The organism is Dyadobacter sp. UC 10 (assembly GCF_008369915.1).
Lineage (GTDB): Bacteria > Bacteroidota > Bacteroidia > Cytophagales > Spirosomataceae > Dyadobacter.
The window spans coordinates 1178148-1199158 of sequence record NZ_VSRN01000001.1 but is presented as its reverse complement, the minus strand read 5'-3'; the positions used below and the strand labels follow the sequence as shown (position 1 = coordinate 1199158).

The following is a 21011-nucleotide window of genomic DNA, read 5'->3' as shown; positions in this document are numbered from 1 at the left end:
AGTTTAGACACATGAATAAAATTTCTGAAAATATGGAAAAATTAATATCAAAGGGTGGGGTAGTTATTTTGGCGCTTTTAATGCTGATTGGCTATTCCTGCAAGGAGAGCTTTTTGGAAATACCTGCAACGGGACAGCTGGATGAAGGCCAGTTGGCAACGAAAAAAGGGATAGAGGGAGTGCTTGTCTCGGTTTATGGGCAGTTGAATGGCCGGGCTAACAGGATGGCGAGTGCGAGTAACTGGGTCTGGGGAAGCATCCGCGGCGGGGACGCCAACAAAGGGACTGACCCGGGCGATTTCAGTGACATCAACCCAATCCAGCGCTTTGAGTATCAATCCACTCAGGGTGTGATTGTCGACAAGTGGAAGGGGAACTACGAGGGAGTAGCCCGTGCAAACCTGGTGATGAAATTATTGGGAGTTGCGCAAACCGATGTAACCGATGATGATAAGAAACGCATCGGAGCCGAGGCCAGATTTTTAAGAGGCCATTATTACTTCGATCTGAAACGCGGCTTTAACAACACGCCTTACGTAGATGAAACGGTGGATTACGGAACCGGGATCGAGAAGGTGCCCAATACCTCGGATCTGTGGCCGATGATTGAGGCAGATATGAAGTTTGCCTACGAGAATCTGCCTGAAACGCAAACTGCGGCAGGTCGCATCAACAAGTGGGGTGCAGCGGCTTATCTGGCAAAAGTGTATATGTACCAGAAAAAGTTCGCCGAAGCAAAAGCACTTTACGATTTGATCATTGCGAGCGGTAAAACGACTAATGGTAAAAAGTATGCGCTGGTTCCGCGTTTTCAGGATGCATTTAAAGCCGCAAATGATAATAATCCGGAGTCGGTTTTTGCGATTCAGGCGGCCGCAAACACAGGAAGTGTGAACAATGCTAACCCTGACTTTGACCTCAACTGGCCTTACAACACCGGTCCGAACGGGCCTGGTAACTGCTGCGGGTTCTTTTCGCCTAGCTTTGAGCTTGTCAACTCGTTCCGTACAGATGCAAACGGCCTTCCTTTGCTGGACGGTTCTTACAATGTAGGTTCGAATGAAGTGAAATCGGACATGGGTGTCAAGAGCGATGCTGCATTCACGCCCGACGCCGGCCGCCTCGATCCGCGTCTGGACCACTCCGTAGGCCGTCGTGGTATCCCGTACCTCGACTGGATAGACCATCCGGGCGCAGATTGGATTAGGAACCAGGCGAATGCAGGACCTTATTCACCGAAAAAATATGCTTACTATAAATCGGATGTAGGTTCGTTGCAGGATAACAGTTCCTGGACACCGGGTTACACAGCGATCAATGTGAATATTATTCGTTTTGCTGATGTATTGCTGATGGCGGCAGAAGCTGAAATCGAAGTGGGCTCTTTGGAAAAAGCGCGCGAATACACCAATATGATCCGGGAGAGGGCTTCTTTGCCTGCGAGTTTTGTGAAAAAAGGTGCTGCGAATGCTGCAAACTATGTAATTGGTTTGTACAAGACGCCGTGGGCATCCAAGGACGACGCACGTAAAGCTGTCAGGTTCGAGAGAAAACTTGAATTGTCAGGGGAAGGCCACCGCTTTTACGACCTGGTTCGCTGGGGTACTGCTGCAACCGATATCAATGCTTATCTAACTTACGAAAGTAAAAAGCTGAGCGGTGCCCTGGGCGGTGCGAAATTCACTCCGAACAAAAACGAATATCTGCCGTTGCCACAAGAACAAATTGACCTCGTTGGAAAAGATGTCCTGGTTCAGAACCCGGGTTACTAGAATAATTTGATTGATAAAACAGAGGAGGTGGTATTCATTTGCCATCTCCTTTATTAATTTAGAGCAATACCTGAGACCATTAATTGTACCCTGCTTGATGTCTGTGAAACATTTACTTCTGACAATCGTCCTTTCATATCTTCTTCTGGCTTGTAAGAAGGAGGTCAAAACATTTACCCAGCTTGATCCTGATGAAACCGGTATAACTTTCTCCAACCGGGTCTCAGAAAACGATACGATGAATATCCTCGCATTTGAATATGTGTATAATGGGGGCGGGGTGGCTTTGGGGGATTTTAATAATGATAGTCTGACCGACGTATACTTCACGGGGAATACGGTTGAAAACCGGCTATACCTGAACAAAGGAGACTTTAAATTTGAAGACATAACAAAGCAGGCTGGCGTCGCGCCGAAAAATAAATGGTCCACCGGGGTGGCTTTGGTGGATATCAATAATGATAATCTGCTGGATATTTATGTCTGCGCTTCGGTAAGGGAAGTGGCGGGTGAGCGCGAGAATTTGCTTTATGTCAACCAGGGACTTGACAAAAATAAGACACCTGTTTTCAAAGAAATGGGTAAAGAATATGGCATTGCCGACACTACCCACACGACCAACGCTGCCTTTCTGGATTATGATAACGATGGCGACCTGGATCTTTTCCTGCTGGTCAACGAAATGGACGACAATAATTTTCCCAATAAATACCACAAGAAAATTGTCGACGGCTCCTCCCGCAGAACTGACAGGCTTTACAGAAACGACTGGAATGCAGACCTGAAACATCCCGTATTTACGAATGTTTCCAAAGAGGCGGGCATTCTGATCGAAGGTTATGGGCTGGGTGTCAATGTGACGGACGTCAATCAGGACGGTTGGAAGGACATTTATGTAACCAATGATTATCTGACGAACGACCTGCTTTATATTAATAATGGTGACGGAACATTTACTGACAAAGCCGCTACGTATTTCAAACACACCTCGCATTCGGCAATGGGGAATGATGTAGCCGATATTAATAACGACGGGTTGGTTGACGTGATCGCGGTAGATATGATGCCCGCCACCAACAAGCGAAAAAAAATGATGACGCCGGCGAACAGCTACGTTACCTATCAGAACAATGATCTGTTTGGTTACCAGTACCAGGTTGCCCGGAACACATTGCAGTTGAATCAGGGAAAGATCGGGAATGGCAAAGATCCGGTTTTCAGCGAAATCGGATTGTTGAGCGGCATTGCAGAAACGGACTGGAGCTGGGCGCCGATGGTGACGGATTTTGATAATGACGGTTTGAGGGATATGATTGTTACCAACGGTTTTCCGCGCGATATAACCGACCTGGATTTCATCGCCTACCGCATGGAAGTGTCGAGCGTCATGGAGCCGATGATGATGCTTGATTATATTCCGGCTGTCAAGCTGAAAAATTTTGCATTCAAAAATGAGGGTAACCTGGGCTTTAAGAATGTTACCGACGCCTGGGGGATCGAGGCGGCGAGCTTTTCAAATGGCGCGGCTTATGCGGATCTCGATAATGATGGCGACCTGGATTATGTCGTGAACAATATCAATGATTCAGCGGCGGTTTTCCGGAACAATAGTGTTCAGATAAAAAAAGCAGAAAGCAATTACCTGCGGATTGGCTTTAAAGGTGATCGTTCGAATAAAAATGGTATCGGAGCAATTGTGGAGATCGCCTATGCAAATGGTCAAAAGCAGATTGCTGAAAACTCACCTTACCGCGGATATTTGTCCTCTGTGGAGCCTGTGTTGCATTTTGGTTTGGGAAAAGAAAAAAATGTAAAGGAATTGAAGGTTACGTGGCCCGGGGGCAATACGCAGTCTTTGAAAAACATCGCAGTGAATCAGGTATTGGTATTGAATGAAAAGAATGCAAAACCCGCCCCGCCAGCAAACGCAGCTCCTGCTGACTTACCTCTTTTTGAGGATATTACCGCGAAGTTGAACGTTTCTTACGTGCATAAAGAAACTGACGTGATCGATTTTAATGTGCAGAAACTGTTGCCGCACAAATTATCCCAATTCGGACCGGCTTTGGCAGCGGGAGATGTAAATGGCGACGGGCTGGATGATATTTTCGTCGGTGGTGCCATGCAGCACAAAGGCCGGTTCCTGATCCAGCAGGCTGGCGGTGGCTTCAAGGTGTCGGATTTACTCCCCGGCCTGGAAGGAGCAGCCAAGGACACGGAAGATATGGGTGTTTTGCTTTTTGATGCCGATAGTGACAAAGACCTCGACCTTTTTATCGTCAGCGGGAGCTATGAGATCAACAGGGACTCGCCGGGTTTGCGCAGCACTTTATATATCAATAATGGTAAAGGCGGGTTTACTTTGGACGTGCCGGCTTTGCCGCAGCTTTCGGTCAACGGTTCCTGCGTAAAGGCGGTAGACTACGACAGGGACGGCGATCTGGATCTTTTTGTAGGCGGCCGCGTTGAGTCCGGCATGTATCCCAAGCCGGTTTCCAGTTATATTTTAAGGAATGACACTAAAAATAGCGTTGTCAAATTTTCAGATGTAACCGCCGTCGTGGCGCCAGCGCTTGTAAACCTCGGACTTGTTTGTGACGCACTATGGACTGATTTCGATCATGACGGCTGGCCGGACTTGCTGGTTGCCGGAGAGTGGATGCCGCTGACTTTTTTTCGAAATGAAAACGGGAAATTCCGTAAGGTTACCTCAGGACTCGAAAACAAAAAAGGCTGGTGGGGTAGTCTGGTTGCGGGAGATTTCGATAACGATGGTGATATGGACTATATCGCCGGTAACCTGGGGCTGAATTCGCTAAGCAGGGCCTCGGAAACCAAGCCGGTAAGTATGTATGCCAAAGATTTCAACAACGACGGCTATTTCGATGCAATACCAACTGTCTTCTATAAGGCTGAGGATGAAACGTATAAGGAATTTCCCTACAACACGCGGGATGATCTGGGCAAGCAGATTATCCAGGTACGTCAGCGGTTTCAGGAATACAGCAAATTCGCACAAGCTTCCTTACCAGACATTTTGAAGCCGGAAGAGTTGAAGGACGCGCTGCATGTTACAGCCAACTGGATGAAGAGCAGCTATATTGAAAATCAGGGAAATGGGAAGTTCGTTATGAGTGAGCTGCCGCTGCAGGCCCAGTTTGCGCCGATTTTCGGAATGATCGCGGATGATTTTGATCAGGATGGAAACCTGGATGTAATGCTTTCGGGTAATGATTATGGGTCAGAAGTATCTGTCGGGCGGTACGATGCATTTTATGGATTGATTTTGAAAGGAAATGGTAACGGTACATTTAAGCCGTTGAGCCACTCTCAAAGCGGGTACCTGACAAAAGGGAATGCGAAAGGGCTGGTGAGACTAAATGCCGGTACTAATAAATTCCTGACTGCTACTTCCCAAAACCGCGATTCGATCAGGTTTCACCAAAATACCCGGGTGTTGCGCGTTGTTCCGGTGAATACGCTGGAAACTTCTGCGATATTGAAACTTAAAAACGGCAAAAGCAGGAGAGAAGAGATCAATTATGGTTCTTCATTTTTGTCGCAATCCGCGCATTCACTTGTCTTGCCACCTTATGTGACTGAGGCAGTTATTATGGATTCCAAAGGATCCAGGCGGGTGGTTAAGTAAGATTTGATTCAGTTTTTTGATCAATAGACATGAAAAAGCCTCTTTGCAGCAGCATTGAGGCCTTCTCTGTTCAAGGTAGATCAACTTACCCTGATTTCCTGGGCAGGTTTTTCTGAGCCGGGAATAATCGGGAGGGTGAGTTGTAAAATGCCATTTTCGTATTCTGCGCGAATATTTTCGGAATCGACAGTCTCGTCGATCATGAATGTCCTTTCAAATGATGCTTTGCTGAACTCGTGCCGGATCCAGTTGCGTTTCTCCCCAGCTTCATCTTTCTGATGGTAGGAAATACTGAGCTCGTGCCCTTTGATATTGATCCTGAAATCCTCTTTGGTACGAGCGGGGGCAAATACGTACAGTTCGTAGCTACCTTCATTTTTAACAATATTCACAGGAACGCGGTATTCGCGGTGGTTTCCCGGAAAGCGGCTGTAATGATCGTGGCGTATTCCAAAGCCACGATTTCCATATCTGTTACACATAATTGTTCTAGTTTTTAGAGTGACTGTTTAGTTAAATTGATGCTCGGTCTCCGATTGCGGGGCTTTTGTTTTGAGATCCTGGTTTTTGTGGTTCCAGTTTCCTCCGCAATGCATCGAGCCGTGACGGCCAAATGCCCGGTGATGAAAACGGTCGCCTACGGTAAAATGAAGGTTGGCTGCCGTGATCAGTGCTACACTCACGCCGAGCAAAATCCTCGTTTGTCTTTTCATGGTTTCAGATCTGTTTTGGTTGTTGGTTGAATTGGTCCCTCAGGCTTTCCTTGTCCTGATAACCGGCAAAATCTTCCCGGAAATGCTGGTAATCGTGGTACCTGCGCCAGCGTCCAAAGTGGCGCCTTCCACCGAATAGCCGGAAAATCAGACCGATGAACAGAAAGAAAAAGAGCGCCTTCAGGAGCAGGAATGGAATCAAAAACAGGAGGGTACCGCCCAGGATACCAAATAAAATTACTTTCAAAACGGATGTAAACATGGCTAGCTAAATTTGATTGATAAATGATTTTGATACACGCGATGTGTATATGGTAGCTGACGTACATATTCGATTTTTACTTTAAAAGTTGGAAAATAAAAAACCCGGCTGTCGGGCCGGGCTGTTCTTATATGTTTTCGGGAGGTTTTCCGCAACGTCGTCGCATTTCCTGTTTGAATCGTGTCCTTTCTTCGGGCGTCATTTCTCGCCATTTGTTCCGCCACTGCCCGAAACGCTGGCCGCCGCCAGGCATTCCTGGTTTGCCATTTTCCCAATTGCCCCATCTAGGTGGTCCTCCACCAGGTCGACCGAAATTGCCGAACAATATACGGCTAAGTACCAGCAGGCCAACAGATTGCCAGTAAGTAATCGGGTTAACATTTAAAAGCTGTGGTAAAATGGCATTCCACAGCCACTTAACCACAGCTCCGAGCAGGAGTGCGGCCAGAAGTGCAAACATTGGAAAGAGAAATGCAAATCGCCTCCGTTTCATACTTCGCTGGTTCATGATTGACAAATTTAATAATTTACAAACTCCCGGTAAACCGTTTCCAGCCGCTCACGCAAATGCTTCACGGCGTATCGTTTCCGGGAAATCAAAGTCTTGATGTTATCTCCCGTCCTGTCAGAAATTTGCTGAAAAGTCTGGTCTTCCAACTCATTCCAAATGAATACATTTCTCTGGTTCTCCGGAAGTTCTTCCAGTGCGAGTGTAAACTGTTCCCAGAATAGTTCTTTCAAATAGGCGGTTTCAGGTGAGTTGTCGTCAGCAAGCAGGATTTCCTTGAAGCTGAACTCACCGTCTTCATCTTCATAACCGTAATCTTCCAGAAAATCAGGCTTTTGCTTGCGGTATTTGTCAATGATACGGTTGCGCGCCACGCGGTAGAGCCAGCTGCCCACTTGTTCAATCGCCTCGATCTCCGGAACGCTGCTCAGCTGGTACCAAACATCCTGTAAAATATCCTCCGCATCCTCGTCGGTATTCACCCGCGGGCGAATAAAGCCAAGCAGCTGCTTGCTATATGCGGCTACGGTTTGAATGATATTTGGTTTTTTCTGCGACAAGCGACCTTGGTTTTGTATTCACTGACGAATAGCTGCGGAAATTACTTTAAGGGTTTGCCACGAATCGACCAATGAACACGAATATTCGTGCACATTAGTGAATTCGTGGCATTAAACAAAAGCTCTATTTTTATTCTATTTCTATAAAAAATACAATACAATGCAATTGTACTATGTAAATTCCTCTGTCAAATTTCAAACGACTTGTTGTACTTTTAGTATAATGATAGGATTATTTTAATGTTTATAGATAACGACAGAAAGAACTTTTACTAACTAAAAACCAGCCTGTTGACATTTGATATGCATATATCCTACCTTTGAATCGTCAAAACGGGGAAATGAACAATCCGAAACAGTTTTGAAATTAATAGTAAGAGTAAAAACATTGAAAATATAAATAGTACAATTCACTATCACATTAACATTTAGAAAAATGAAAAAGACAATTTTGGCAATCGCAGTTTTGGTGGGAGTATCAACTGCAAACTTTTCAGTAGCTGCGGACAAAGCAAAAGAAGCAAATGCATCGATTGAAGTGGTAGCAGCTGGAGAGCTTAAATTCAAATTGAAACTGGATGGCGTTAAAGAAAGATCTACAGTAGCTATCAAGGATTTCAGCGGCGTGACTGTTTACAGCACTTCAATCCCTAAGTCTGAAAGCTATACCAAGGTATTCGATTTGTCTAACCTTGCTGACGGTTCTTATACCTTCGTGATCAGCAACGGAAGCGAAGTTTCTACGAAACCTTTCTCTATCTCAACTGAAACCAAACGTCAGGTTACAGCAGTAGTAAGATAATTAAGATATTTGTTGATCAAGTTATGAAAAAGGCAGCCCGATTTTGTGGCTGCCTTTTCTCGTTTGTAATGCACTTTTAGAAATTGAGTACCTTTTTCTCTGCGCTGCTCCGCATAGCCAGGTCGATCACACGGGTAGTGCGCAAAATTTCTTCCGGCTTCACAGCGAGCTCAGCATTGCCGACGATTGCGTCATATACATTCTGATAAAAGGAAGCATAATCACCCGCCTCGCTTTTAATAACTCCTGAAAAATTCTCAGTGTAAAGCTTGCCCCAGCGACTTTCCGGTTCCACTCCCCAGGGTTCGGTATTTGGAAGTATATCTTTGCGTAAAGTCTCTTCCTGTGGATCCAGGCCGCCTTTGATGAATGATCCTTTGGTGCCGTGCAACACATAACGCAATTGATTTTCATAAACCATCAGGCTCGATTTCACGATCACCAGCTTGTCTTTATAGCCCAACCGGATATCGAAATAGTCGTCAATCTCACTATTGGGACGCACCGCTCTTACGTCGGCGGTTACCGTTTCAGGTTCGCCGAAGAGCACCAGCGCCTGGTCGATCAAATGTGGCCCGAGGTTGTACAAATTGCCACCCACCGGCACCGGCTTTTCTTTCCAGGATTCGGTAGGCACCACTTCTCGGAACCGGTCATAGCGGCTTTCGTATTCTACAATATCGCCGAGCTTACCTTCGGCGAGTAGTTTTTTGAGCGTTAAGAAGTCAGAGTCCCAGCGCCGGTTTTGATATGCGGTCAATATCAGGCCTTTCTTTTCAGCAAGGGCGAATAGTTGCTTTGCTTCTTCTTCTGTTGCTGCAAAAGGCTTTTCGATCACGACGTGCTTGCCGTTTTCGAGCGCATCCATCGCATAAGGGAAATGGGTATCGTTGGGGGTGCAGATAAAAACAAGGTCGATCGATTGATCGCTAAGCAGCTCATCCACGGACCTTGCATTTCCGATTTCGGGATCAAATGCCTGCGCATCGTTCTTTGTTCTTTCAACAACCGTTTTGATTTTAAAGCCGGGATTCGTGCTCAGGAACGGTGCATGAAAATAACGTCCCGATAACCCGAAACCTATCAGACCAACATTCAGGATTTTTGAAGACATAGTTGTAATTTATTATTTGTACTAAATGCAAATGTAAGTTTTGTTCTGGGACTGCTCAACCCGCTGTTTGGAATGAGTATTTGATAGTGAATTTTTAGCCGAATGACATTATATTTGACTAGGATAAAACGATTTTGCCATGACTATTGAGGAAAAGAAAATCGAGATAATTTCGAAAGTGGTAGATCTGGACGATGACAAATTGATTGATGCGGTGAATGCATTGTTGAAAGACAGACATGAACAACCAAGCCCAAAGGCGGGCTGGGGAAAAAAGATGATTAATCATATTGCTTCCGATTTCGACGATTTCATACCACCAGGTTTCAACCAATGACAAAATACCTTCTAGATACACACATTTTACTTTGGCATTCGGAGGACAACCGACAACTTTCAACGGACATTCTTACCCGGATAAGCTCACCCGATTCAAGCTTGTTTGTAAGTCAGGCAAGCTACTGGGAATTAACTATTAAGAAAAGCCTGGGCAAGCTTGATCTGAGCGTTTCGGTACAGGCATTTTGTCAATCTGCCATAGAAAATTCGTTTCAAACACTTGCTATTCAGACTGAGCATTTCGCTTGCCTGGAAGCGCTACCCTTACTTCATTCAGATCCTTTCGACAGAATGATTATCGCACAAGCGATTTCAGAGCATATGGTCGTGATTACTCAGGACCAGAAGTTCCGTTTCTATGAGGGCATGGTAGATATTCTCTGGAACTGAATTTCGCTACGCCTCCGCCCACAGCTCTTTTGCTTTTTGTAAATCCCTTTTCATTGCGTCGAAAACCACTTTTTTATCCACGGTGATATTGAATGCACCCTGGTCGGCACCGCCCAGCGGATATTCGAGGTGAAGGCAGATCGGTACGTCTACTTTGTTGTCTTTCAATAGTTTGAAATAAGTTTTGAAATCGACCATTCCTTCGCCGAGGGGCACACTTTTCGGTCCCCATTTTCCATTTGTTTTCTCCCACATAAAATCTTTCAGCACAATCGTCCGGATACTCGGTTTGATCAGGTTAAAGCCTGTTTGCCACGATAATCCGCCTTCGAGCGTGGCGTGGCGGATATCGTATTGCGCGCCCATTGTCTTAGGATTGGCTTTCTGAAGTATTTGCCAGACCTCGAACATCGACGCACCTACGAGCCGCCCAGCGTGGTTTTGATAGCAACCGATTAGGTTCAATTTTTCATTCAATTTACCCAGCCCCGCCATTTTCTCCCGGTACTGGTCCAGAAGCTGCGGGATGGTTTGCTGATCATTGTATTTGTACCAGTTCATCCGGTAGTATTTAAAACCCAGTTTAGAGGCGGTTTCCAGCAGTTTTTTATCCACAGGATTGGTCGCATCTTCTACCGCTGTACAGAACATCGAAGGTGAAAAGCCAACTTTTTTCATGGCTTCAACCGCCAGCGGAAGGTCCGTCTCTACTTTGTCAGGAAGCACGTGGCCCTTCGGACGGACAGTCAGGTCAATTCCGTCAAAACCGATCTCTTTGGCAGCTTCCGACATGTCCTGGAAATTCAGGAATTGCAGGTGCTTTGAAAATATGTTGATTTTCAAATTATCCGCAGGCTGGCTTAGCGACGCTGTTATGGTTTGATCAAATAATAATGGCGCAGCTGCTCCTGCAAGCGCTGATTTTACCAAAAAGTCACGGCGGGAAATAGGTGGGGTCATGGAATATGAATGGTTAACAAAAGGATAAAACCGCTAGTAATTTACAAAGACGCGAATTTCAGTAGAAATACTGACTTTGGGCTTTATTTAACTTTCTATCAGGATATTTCTACCAAAAAATATGAATGCGGAAAGTATAAACAGAAGGGATTTCTTAAAAGCCGGAGCGGTCATTTCTTCATTTATGATCGTACCGAGGCATGTTTTGGGAAAAGGCTTTACGGCGCCGAGCGATAAGATCGTTTTTGGCTTTATAGGCTGCGGCCGGCAGGCTGGTGGATTAAGGAACCGCTTTATGGCTCTGCCTGATGTGCAGGTTTCGGCTGCCTCGGACGTTTACCCGGTTAAGTTGGAAACGTTTGTAAGCCTGGCCAACAAAGGTAATGCGGAGAAAACGGGAAAAGCAGATTACAAGGCCACGCAGGGATTTGCAGATTTCAGGGAACTACTGAATAAGAAGGATATCGACGCGGTGGTAATTGCGTCGCCCGATCACTGGCATGCTTCCATGGCAGTAATGGCGGCCAGGGCAGGTAAGGATATTTACTGTGAAAAACCGCTTTCATTGACAGTTAGGGAAGGCAGAGCTATGGTAGATGCGACCCGAAAGAACAAGCGTGTTTTCCAGACGGGAAGTATGCAGCGATCCGCGCCGGAATTTACCAAAGCCGTGCAGCTGGTGCGAAGCGGCGCGATCGGGAAGGTGGAAAAAGTGTATATTAATGTAGGTGGGCCGCCGAAGGTGTGGGATTTACAGGCGGAAACTCTGCCGGCTGGTCTCGACTGGAAAATGTGGATGGGGCCGAATACCATTGAGCGACCATATAACAACCAGCTGGCGCCCGCGATGGACGCGAAATTCTGGCCGGCCTGGCGGAATTATGATGAATTTGGAGGTGGCGGCATGACCGACTGGGGAGCGCATATGTTTGATATCGCCCAATGGGGCCTGGATATGGACAACAGTGGGCCGGTAGAATTGATTTATTCCGATCCGCAAAAGGGGATGATATTCAAATACGCAAACGGCGCGGAAATGATCCACCGGCCAATGGAAGGGAAGCAGCATTGTCATTTTGTAGGAACTGAGGGGGAGGTTTTTGTTGCGAGAGGAGAATTGAAAACTACTCCTGAAACGCTGAAAGACAAGGCTTTTGCAGAGGGTGATGCTAATGTATATGTGAGCACGAGCCACTATCAGGATTTTGTCGATGCGATCAGAAGTCGTAAGCCGCCAATTTGTGACGTCGAGGTAGGGCATCGGACTGCGTCTGTTTGTAATATCGGCAATATATCCTATCGGCTCGGGAGGTCGCTCAAATGGGATCCGGCAAAGGAAACTTTTGAAAAAGATAAGGAAGCGAATCAGCTTTTGGGAAGAATTATGCAGAAAGAGTGGAAGGTGTAGACACAGTACATTTATTCAAAACCGGAGATCCTTATCGGGCTCCGGTTTTTTTTGTTTTAACGCAAGATCACATTTGACAATACATCCCGGTTCTTTCAAATTGTGTATTTTTGCAAAATGAAGGATCTGCCTGTCACAATTCATTTCAATACCCTCGATGAACTGGAAAAAGTATCTTCCGAACTTTTTAAATTAGGAAAAGACACGCCCGTTTGGCTGTTTGAGGGACATATGGGTGCAGGTAAGACAACACTGATCAAGGCACTTTGCAAGTATCTGGGTGTCGGATCTAACGTGCATAGTCCGACGTTTTCACTTGTAAATGAATATGTGGCCGAAGGGAATCCTGTCTATCATTTTGATTTTTACAGGATCAAAGATGAAACGGAAGCGCTGGATATGGGTATTGAAGAATATTTTGATTCAGGGGCCTACTGTTTTGTAGAATGGCCTGGAAAAATAGAGTCGCTTTGGCCAGCCGCGTATCTGTACCTGAACCTGCGGGCAGACGAAAACGGCATGCGAATATTAGAAGTAGCAAAAGCATAGAAGGCATTTATAGATTTACTTTCTTCATTCAATGGCGCAACCACAGATTACCGGCTTTGAAGAGCTAGCCAAGCAGTCGATTTTGTATCCGCAGGAATCATTAATGGCTGTAAAAAAGGATCAGAATGCATTGCATATTGGTCTGCCGAAGGAAGTTTCTTTACAGGAAAACAGGATCGCGCTGACACCCGACGCCGTCGGTATCCTTGTCAGGAACGGGCATGAAGTATGGGTGGAACGCGACGCAGGAAAAGGGGCCAACCTGTCGGACCATGAATACAGCGAGGCGGGGGCGAAAATTGTTCAGAGCGCGGAGGAAGTTTACCAGGCCAAGGTTATTCTCAAAATTGAACCCCTGGTAGAAGAGGAATTCCGGTACATCAAATCGGGTACCACGCTGATATCCGCTCTCAATCTGCCTGCACTCGAAAAGCCATATTTCGAAAAACTGAATGAGCAGAAAATTACAGGTATCAGCTATGAACTGATTGAAGATAAGGTGGGGGGCAAGCCTATTATCCGGGCTATGGGGGAAATAGCCGGAAGTACCGTGCTGCTGATTGCTGCCGAGTACCTGTCAACCCCCAATGGAGGCAGGGGGATCATTTTAGGTGGCATCACCGGAGTCCCGCCGACTAAGATCGTTATTCTTGGAGCAGGTACTGTTTCCGAATATGCTACCCGCGCGGCGATCAGCGTCGGTGCGGATATTAAAGTTTTTGACAAACACATTTACCGGCTGCAACGACTCAAATACGCGATCGGACAGAATCTTTACACTTCAATCATCGATTCGGATATACTTGCAGAGGCTATTGCGAGGGCAGATGTTGTGATTGGCACCATGCGTGCCGAAAATGGAGTTAGCCCGCTTGTAGTAACCAAAGAAATGGTGTCGAAAATGAAACCGGGCTCGGTAATCATTGACGTTAGCATCGATCAGGGCGGATCATTTGAAACTTCAAGAATGACCACACATAAAAACCCGATTTTCCGCTATAATGACGTAATCCATTACTGTGTTCCTAATATCCCGTCTCGGGTTGCACATACGGCCAGTAATGCTTTAAGTAATGTTTTTCTGCCATTTTTGCTGCAAACCGGAACAATTGGAGGCATTGAAGAAATGATTTATGCCAACCGTTGGTTTATGAAGGGAGTTTACTGCCACAAAGGAACGCTCACCAACTCACACATCGCCAGAAGTTTCAACATGAGGTACAAAGATCTGACGTTGTTGCTGGCTGCGAGGATGTAGGGATAGCTTTTGGCTTTTTGCTATTAGCTGTTAGCTCCCGGCTGATAGTTTTGACTTTGAGTGTTTAATAAATGGTTTTACCGATCAGCCCGGTAGATAAGTGGCTGACAGTTAATAACTATTGCCATCAAGTATTATATTAATTTTTAAAAAGCTAACAGCCAAAAGCTAATGGCTAACAGCTAATAGCCAACAAACAATGATCAACAACAGCAACGAAAATGTCCTGATGGATGATGCCAATTCTCCGGAATTGAATCAGAAGTTGATGGGTTATATATCTCAGGATTTTATCAAAGTGGCCGACCAGCTGAAAGAGGCTTCGTACCAGATCCGCAAACGCGGTTTTTCGGATTATCCGATCTTCGCCGTCACCAATAATGAATTGCAGATCGGTGCTTTGCTAATCGATTCGCAGGAACTCACAAATCTTTATGTGTACCGCGCTTCTTATATGCAGGAATTTGTAGACCGGAAGTTGATCGGAGAGGAGTCGGTTCTGATGTTTACGGAAAACTTCAAAAACCCGGACGAATATTGCTGCCTTTTTGCGCTGATCGGTGAATTTTCCGGCTTCGTTTTTGTGCCGTACCCGGAGGATTGATTTAGGTTTCTTGCTCGTTTACAGCAATTCTTTACCGCTTGCTAAACAATCGCAGGATGAGGCAGACCGAGGCAGCTGGTTTGAAAGTAATATGATTAGTTTTAATTATTGTTATTAAATAACCAACAAAAAAAAGTAGCCCTATGGAATCAAAATTACTTTTGGAAAAGGAACTGGAACCTATTTTCCTTGGTAAATTCCCTCCCTTTTCGGAATCTGTCAAAGAGTTTCTGGTCGAGTACGGTCCTTATTTTATTCTTGTCCTTTCTGGTATTGCGGTTTTTGGCCTGCTGGTCGCGTTTGGTTTTGGCGGTGCGGCGGTGGGGCTGGGGGCAGTTGCGCCGGGAATTGGCTTTAACTTTTACCTTGGTGTCGCACTCGGAGTCATTACCCTTATTATGTATTTAATGTCGTTTTCGCCGCTGCGTGCCAGGAGGCGTGCCGGCTGGAACCTGCTTTATTATGCATTGCTGATTGGTATCCTAAGTAATTTGATCCAGCTGAGCATTTTTGGAGCCGTGGTCGGGGCGATTGTAGGTTTCTGGGTTCTGTTTCAAATCCGGGAAAAGTACGTGCACTAGCATTTATCCTGAGGTTATTTCATCGAGCGAGCGGTTTCCGCCCGCTTTTTTATTTTTACCACTAATCAGCCAAAATGCGCTTTCTTACTTGTAACTTTAATCATACCCCTCTACTTTGCATATTTGGGGCATAATCACGGATTTCTCAACTTATGAATATCATTGAAGTCAGGAATGTTACAAAAGAGTATTCCAACCATATTGCCCTCGACGACGTAAGCATTTCCATTCCGAGGGGTAAGATCTTCGGTCTGCTTGGGCCGAACGGTGCGGGGAAAACTTCACTGATCCGCATTATCAATCAGATTACCGGGCCAGATAAAGGGGAAATATTGTTTGACGGGCAGAGACTTAATGACAGTCACATTTCGCGTATCGGCTATCTTCCTGAGGAGCGTGGGCTCTATAAGAAAATGAAAGTGGGCGATCAGCTTCTTTACCTCGCGCAGTTAAAGGGATTATCACAAAAGGAGGCGTTAGAGAAGTTAAAGGTCTGGTTTATCAAATTCGATATTAAAACCTGGTGGGACAAAAGCGTATCGGACCTTTCCAAGGGTATGCAGCAAAAGGTACAGTTCGTCTCTACCGTGCTCCACGAACCTGACCTCATTATTCTTGATGAGCCTTTCTCCGGTTTCGACCCTATCAATGCGAACCTGATCCGCGATGAGATCCTGGAGCTGAAACAAAAAGGAAGCACGATCATTTTTTCAACCCACAGAATGGAAACGGTGGAAGAACTTTGCGATCATATTGCATTGATACATAAGTCGAAAAAAGTGCTGGACGGGCCGAAAAACGAAATTAAGGAGCAATTTAAAACGCATACCTATTTTGTAGAGTACCGCGGCTCATTGACTGGATTGAGTGGCTTTTACGAAATATCAGCGGAAAAGGAACTCGAAAATGAATATCGCCGCGCAACTATTCATCTGGAAGAAAACAGAAGTCCCAATGAATTGCTCGCCAGTCTGTTACCGAATATCGAGATCAGGTCTTTCGGAGAGAATATCCCGAGTATGAGCGAAATTTTCATGCGTTCCGTCAACGAAGTGCCTGAGGCCTGACAGTCACTTAATCATCTAAAAACCTTCACAATGCGAAATATTTTCCTTGTAATTAAAAGAGAATACCTGGTCCGGGTCAAAAAGAAGTCGTTTTTGGTCATGACCCTGCTCGGCCCTTTGCTTTTTGTTGGCTTCTACGCGGCGGTGATCTGGGTCGCTATCGGCTCGGTCGACACCAAAACGGTGCAGGTACTTGACGAGAGCGGATTGTTCCGGAGCGAGTTTAAAAATTCCGAGACACTCGCTTTCACTTTTATCGATGGGAATATTGACTCTGCGAAAGCAGACTTCCGGAAAACGGATGCAAATGCATTGGTTTACATTCCTAAAAATGTGATCAAAGAGCCAAAATCAGTGCGGATTTATGCCTCCAAGAATGTCAGCATGGACCTTAAATCGGAAATTGAAAAGGTAATTGAGAAGGAAATTGAAGATATCAAGCTCTCGGAAGCAGGAATTACGCACAAAATCCTGGAAGATTCGCGGGTTAATGTGAATTCGGAAACGATCAGTCTCAGTGAAGAAGGCGAAAAAAACAGCAGCTCGGCAGCTGCCACTGCAATAGGCGGGGTCTGTGCTTTTCTGATCTATATGTCCGTTTTTATTTACGGGACGCAGGTAATGCGGGGAATTACCGAGGAAAAAACGAGCCGCATTGTCGAAGTGATTATATCATCCGTCAAGCCTTTTCAGCTGATGCTCGGTAAGATCATTGGTGTCGCGCTGGTGGGGCTGACACAGTTTTTGCTCTGGATCATTTTAACAACCGCTTTGACGAGCGCCACTTCTGCGATCGTGAGCAGTCAGATCTCAAAAGAATCGCCGCAGGTACAGCAGGAAATGGAAAAAATGCAGAACGGAATGCCATCAAAGGGTGTGCCTGGAAGTAATGTGGAAAACCCTATGACCGAAATTCTGGGCGCGGTAAGCAGCCTGAACCTTCCCCTGATTATCGGCTGTTTTCTGTTCTACTATCTGGGTGGATATTTATTGTACAGTGCGTTGTTCGGCGCTGTTGGAGCGGCTGTTGATAACGACGCGGATACACAGCAGTTTATGCTTCCGATCACGCTGCCGATCATATTTTCATTTGTATTTGCACAGTTTGTGCTGCGCGACCCGGATGGCAGCCTCGCTTTCTGGACGTCGATTATCCCTTTCACCTCACCAATCATCATGATGGTACGAATCCCGTTTGGCGTACCGGCGTGGGAGATCGCCCTGTCGATGCTCTTGCTGGTGATCGGTTTTATGGGCACCACCTGGCTTGCAGCGCGCATTTATCGGGTCGGTATCCTGATGTACGGAAAAAAAGTCACTTATAAAGAGCTCGCCAAGTGGATTTTTTACAAATAGTTCTTAACACTTTTTAAGAGACGGAAAATCTTGACCTTGTGGTAATTTTGCTAATTTTGGCCGATCATTGATAAAACTGCTCCAAAAGAGTTACCATCTTTGCATATAACTTTTTCTAATTTACTGTCTCTCAGATGACCCGTTTCAACCGTTCCAACAACCTTGCGGGTTGGATTGTATTCGCAATTGCATTCATCACATACGCACTTACAGTAGAACGAACCGCCAGTTTTTGGGATTGCGGCGAATTCATTGCCTGTGCATTCAAATTGCAGGTGCCCCACCCCCCGGGAGCACCCTTTTTTCTTTTAATAGGCCGCCTGTTCTCGCTTTTTGCATTTGGTGATCTTACCAATGTAGCCTACTGGGTCAATATGGTATCTGTGCTGAGCAGCGCCTTTACGATCCTGTTCCTTTTCTGGACGATTACATTGCTTGCCCGCAAATTCGTTTCCAAATCCGATAGTGAATTGACAACGGCTGATACCATTCTGGTAATCGGGGCAGCATTGATCGGGTCGCTGGCTTATACCTGGTCTGACTCGTTTTGGTTTTCGGCAGTTGAGGCTGAGGTTTATGGTATGTCGTCGTTTTTTACTGCGATCGTGATCTGGGCGGTATTTAAATGGGAGCGTGTAGAAGATCCTGCTGCTGAAAATCGCTGGCTGATCCTGATCGCATATTTGGTTGGTCTGTCAATTGGGGTCCACTTGTTGAACCTGGTGACGATCCCTGCGCTTGCATTGGTTTATTATTTCAAGAAATACCCAAAAACAAGCGTTTTTGGAGGAATACTTGCATTTGCTGGCGGTTTGGTGATTTTGGGAATTATCAATTCAGGTATCATTCCCGGGCTGCCGAGTATCGCTGGTAAGTTTGAAATATTCTTCGTCAACTCGCTTGGCATGCCCTACAAATCAGGGGTTATATTCTTTATCATTCTGTTTCTGGGCGCACTGATCTGGGGAATTCGTTATTCTCACCAGAAAGGTAATGTACTGTTAAATACCGGCTTGCTTTCACTGGCTTTTGTATTGATAGGCTACGCGAGTTACCTGATGGTACTGGTTCGCGCTGAGTACAACCCGCCGATCAACGAAAACAATCCAAACGATGTGCTTAGCTTCGTTTCCTACCTGAAAAGGGAACAGTATGGAAGCCGCCCTCTGCTATTCGGTCCGTCATTTGTTTCGCGGCCGGTAAGCCAGAAACGCGGAGCACCAATGTACCGGAAGCAAAACGGTAAATATGTCATCTACGATTACAGACCGGAATATGAATACGAGCCAGGCAGCAGCATGCTCCTGCCCCGTATGTACAGTACCCAGCCCGGACACCCGCAGCTATACCAGCAAATGACGGGACTAGCCGAAGGGCAGAAGCCGACCATGGGGCACAATCTCTCTTTCATGTTCTCCTATCAGATCGGACACATGTACTGGCGGTATTTCCTTTGGAATTTCGTCGGACGTGAAAGTGATGAAGAAGGTGCGGGTAATATGCTTCCCTGGGACGTTACCAAAAAATATCCCGAGCCGATCGAGAACAACAAGGCACACGATAACTTCTTCATGCTGCCGTTTTTACTCGGGCTGTTTGGTATTGTGATGATGTATTTCCGGCAAAAACGTGACCTGCTGGTACTTGGATTACTATTTGTCCTGACTGGGGTTGCACTCGTAGTTTACCTGAATTCACCGCCCACAGAACCCCGGGAGCGTGACTATATCTACGTTGGATCGTTCTATATCTTCTGTATCTGGATTGGATTCGGCGTTTTGGCCATTGCAGATGCGATCAGCAAATTTGTGGGCAATGCATCTTCTCGCGCAGTAGCTGCTACGGCCGTTTCGCTGGTGGTACCTGTGATTATGGGTGTAAAAGGTTGGGATAACCATAACCGCAGCCACCGTTACCACTCTGTTGATTTTGCCAAAAACCTCCTGAATTCCTGTGCGCCGAATGCAATCCTGTTCACAGGAGGTGATAACGATACTTTCCCGCTTTGGTACGTTCAGGAAGTGGAAGGTTTCCGTACGGATGTTCGCGTTTGTAACCTTAGCTTGCTTGGTACCGACTGGTATATCGACCAGATGAAACGTAAAACTTATCTTTCGGAGGCGCTGCCTATTTCTTTGGATAAAAACAATTATGCTTTCGGTAAAAACGACATTGTGCCATTCTACGAAATCCCAAGCGTAAAAAATGGCATTAACCTGAAAGAATACCTTGGCCTGGTAAAACAGGAAAATAAGGCGATCCAGGTTCCGTTGACCAGCGGAGATATGACCTCGATCCTCCCTTCGTCTGTATTGTTTTTGCCTGTCAATGCGGAGGCCGTTAAGAAAATGAATATCATTAAATCCGACCTGGTTCCTTTCGTAAGTGATTCTATCAGCTGGACGATCGGGAAAGGTGATTTGTACAAATCGGATTTGATCATGCTGGATATTATCGCAACCAACGATTGGCAGCGTCCCATTTACTTCTCGTCAACGCTGGGTGGATCCAGTTATCTGAACCTGAAAGAATATATGCAGCTAGAAGGTTATGCATACCGGCTGCTGCCTGTGAAAGTGCCTGGCGCAAGCGATGGTTACGTGAATGCGGATGTGATGTACAACAACCTCATGACGAAAATGTCGTGGCGCGAGCTGGACAATCCGAACACCTATTACGACAATACATATCTGGGTTCTCCGGTAGCCACAGCCAGGATCGCATTCCTTAGATTGGCAGGTCAGCTGCTGGCAGACGGTCGCAAGGACGAAGCGAAGAAGGCGATTGACAAATCACTTGCCACGATGCCGGATAAAAGCATTCCTTACGATCAGTTCTCGGCCAACTTTATCGGACCATTGTTTGATTTGGGAGAAACTGCCCGTGCTTTGAAAATTGCCGATACAATGGCATTGCGAGCTGACGAAGTGCTGACCTGGGCAAAAGAAAACGGTACAACCAAGCGGCGCGACAGTAACGTTTATCTGTATATCCTGCAAATCATCGTTCAGGAATGCCGCGAAGCGAAACAGGAGGTTGCCGCCAAGAAGTACGAAACAATATTCCAGAAACACCTGGCCGCATTTAATATGTACGGCGGCGGGCAATAGCCCCTCGAC

The 21011-nt window shown here is 46.0% G+C and carries 20 protein-coding genes; 13 read left to right on the top strand and 7 right to left on the bottom strand.

Features of this window, described 5'->3' with window-relative positions; translation table 11 throughout:
- Window positions 1–32: 32 nt before the first annotated feature.
- Complete coding sequence (locus FXO21_RS04665; protein ID WP_149639005.1) at window positions 33–1772, top strand: RagB/SusD family nutrient uptake outer membrane protein; 1740 nt, start codon at window positions 33–35, stop codon at window positions 1770–1772.
- Between the two features lie 97 nt (window positions 1773–1869).
- Window positions 1870–5421, top strand: coding sequence for an FG-GAP-like repeat-containing protein (locus FXO21_RS04660; RefSeq protein ID WP_149639004.1), 3552 nt, complete (start codon window positions 1870–1872; stop codon window positions 5419–5421).
- Between the two features lie 80 nt (window positions 5422–5501).
- Here FXO21_RS04660 and FXO21_RS04655 read toward each other — a convergent pair whose 3' ends face one another.
- From FXO21_RS04655 to FXO21_RS04635, 5 genes are all read right to left on the bottom strand, one after another.
- Window positions 5502–5903, bottom strand: a complete 402-nt coding sequence (locus FXO21_RS04655) for an Hsp20/alpha crystallin family protein (RefSeq protein WP_149639003.1) — start codon at window positions 5901–5903, stop codon at window positions 5502–5504.
- 27 nt (window positions 5904–5930) lie between these two features.
- On the bottom strand, window positions 5931–6134 hold the full coding sequence (locus FXO21_RS04650; protein WP_149639002.1) for a hypothetical protein: 204 nt from the start codon (window positions 6132–6134) through the stop codon (window positions 5931–5933).
- Window positions 6135–6138: 4 nt separating this feature from the next.
- A complete protein-coding gene (locus FXO21_RS04645) occupies window positions 6139–6396 on the bottom strand; it encodes a hypothetical protein (RefSeq protein ID WP_149639001.1) in 258 nt (85 codons plus the stop codon).
- A gap of 127 nt (window positions 6397–6523) precedes the next feature.
- On the bottom strand, window positions 6524–6889 hold the full coding sequence (locus FXO21_RS04640; RefSeq protein ID WP_225865567.1) for a hypothetical protein: 366 nt from the start codon (window positions 6887–6889) through the stop codon (window positions 6524–6526).
- Window positions 6890–6915: 26 nt separating this feature from the next.
- Window positions 6916–7464, bottom strand: coding sequence for an RNA polymerase sigma factor (locus tag FXO21_RS04635; RefSeq protein WP_149638999.1), 549 nt, complete (start codon window positions 7462–7464; stop codon window positions 6916–6918).
- Between the two features lie 436 nt (window positions 7465–7900).
- Here FXO21_RS04635 and FXO21_RS04630 point away from each other — a divergent pair, with 436 nt between their 5' ends.
- Entirely contained in the window at window positions 7901–8266 is a 366-nt protein-coding gene (locus tag FXO21_RS04630) for a hypothetical protein (RefSeq protein WP_149638998.1), read from the top strand.
- A gap of 76 nt (window positions 8267–8342) precedes the next feature.
- Here the strand turns inward: FXO21_RS04630 and FXO21_RS04625 are convergent, their stop codons facing one another.
- Window positions 8343–9380, bottom strand: coding sequence for a Gfo/Idh/MocA family oxidoreductase (locus FXO21_RS04625; RefSeq protein ID WP_149638997.1), 1038 nt, complete (start codon window positions 9378–9380; stop codon window positions 8343–8345).
- Window positions 9381–9519: 139 nt separating this feature from the next.
- On the opposite strand from FXO21_RS04625, the gene FXO21_RS04620 reads away from it, so the two are divergent.
- Both FXO21_RS04620 and FXO21_RS04615 read left to right on the top strand, forming a co-directional pair.
- On the top strand, window positions 9520–9717 hold the full coding sequence (locus FXO21_RS04620) for a hypothetical protein (protein WP_149638996.1): 198 nt from the start codon (window positions 9520–9522) through the stop codon (window positions 9715–9717).
- Window positions 9714–10109, top strand: coding sequence for a type II toxin-antitoxin system VapC family toxin (locus tag FXO21_RS04615; protein ID WP_149638995.1), 396 nt, complete (start codon window positions 9714–9716; stop codon window positions 10107–10109). Before FXO21_RS04620 ends, FXO21_RS04615 begins: the two co-directional genes overlap by 4 nt.
- A gap of 6 nt (window positions 10110–10115) precedes the next feature.
- Here the strand turns inward: FXO21_RS04615 and FXO21_RS04610 are convergent, their stop codons facing one another.
- A complete protein-coding gene (locus tag FXO21_RS04610; RefSeq protein ID WP_149638994.1) occupies window positions 10116–11069 on the bottom strand; it encodes a sugar phosphate isomerase/epimerase family protein in 954 nt (317 codons plus the stop codon).
- 121 nt (window positions 11070–11190) lie between these two features.
- On the opposite strand from FXO21_RS04610, the gene FXO21_RS04605 reads away from it, so the two are divergent.
- From FXO21_RS04605 to FXO21_RS04570, 8 genes are all read left to right on the top strand, one after another.
- Window positions 11191–12477: a Gfo/Idh/MocA family protein gene (locus FXO21_RS04605; protein WP_149638993.1), complete on the top strand. Its 1287-nt coding sequence runs from the start codon at window positions 11191–11193 to the stop codon at window positions 12475–12477.
- Between the two features lie 117 nt (window positions 12478–12594).
- Window positions 12595–13026 (top strand): tRNA (adenosine(37)-N6)-threonylcarbamoyltransferase complex ATPase subunit type 1 TsaE, encoded by a 432-nt coding sequence (gene tsaE / locus FXO21_RS04600; RefSeq protein ID WP_149638992.1) that lies wholly within the window; start codon window positions 12595–12597, stop codon window positions 13024–13026.
- Window positions 13027–13057: 31 nt separating this feature from the next.
- The gene (locus FXO21_RS04595; RefSeq protein WP_149638991.1) at window positions 13058–14284 is read left to right on the top strand and encodes an alanine dehydrogenase; all 1227 of its coding nucleotides are present in this window, start codon (window positions 13058–13060) and stop codon (window positions 14282–14284) included.
- A 199-nt stretch (window positions 14285–14483) separates the two neighbouring features.
- Window positions 14484–14888, top strand: a complete 405-nt coding sequence (locus FXO21_RS04590) for a hypothetical protein (RefSeq protein WP_149638990.1) — start codon at window positions 14484–14486, stop codon at window positions 14886–14888.
- Between the two features lie 143 nt (window positions 14889–15031).
- Window positions 15032–15469 carry a DUF898 domain-containing protein gene (locus FXO21_RS04585; protein ID WP_149638989.1) on the top strand — a complete coding sequence of 146 codons (438 nt, stop codon included), beginning with the start codon at window positions 15032–15034 and terminating at the stop codon, window positions 15467–15469.
- Window positions 15470–15621: 152 nt separating this feature from the next.
- The gene (locus FXO21_RS04580) at window positions 15622–16536 is read left to right on the top strand and encodes an ABC transporter ATP-binding protein (RefSeq protein ID WP_149638988.1); all 915 of its coding nucleotides are present in this window, start codon (window positions 15622–15624) and stop codon (window positions 16534–16536) included.
- Window positions 16537–16566: 30 nt separating this feature from the next.
- Window positions 16567–17892: an ABC transporter permease gene (locus tag FXO21_RS04575; protein WP_149638987.1), complete on the top strand. Its 1326-nt coding sequence runs from the start codon at window positions 16567–16569 to the stop codon at window positions 17890–17892.
- Between the two features lie 134 nt (window positions 17893–18026).
- Window positions 18027–21002, top strand: coding sequence for a glycosyltransferase family 117 protein (locus FXO21_RS04570; RefSeq protein ID WP_149638986.1), 2976 nt, complete (start codon window positions 18027–18029; stop codon window positions 21000–21002).
- Window positions 21003–21011 lie beyond the last annotated feature (9 nt).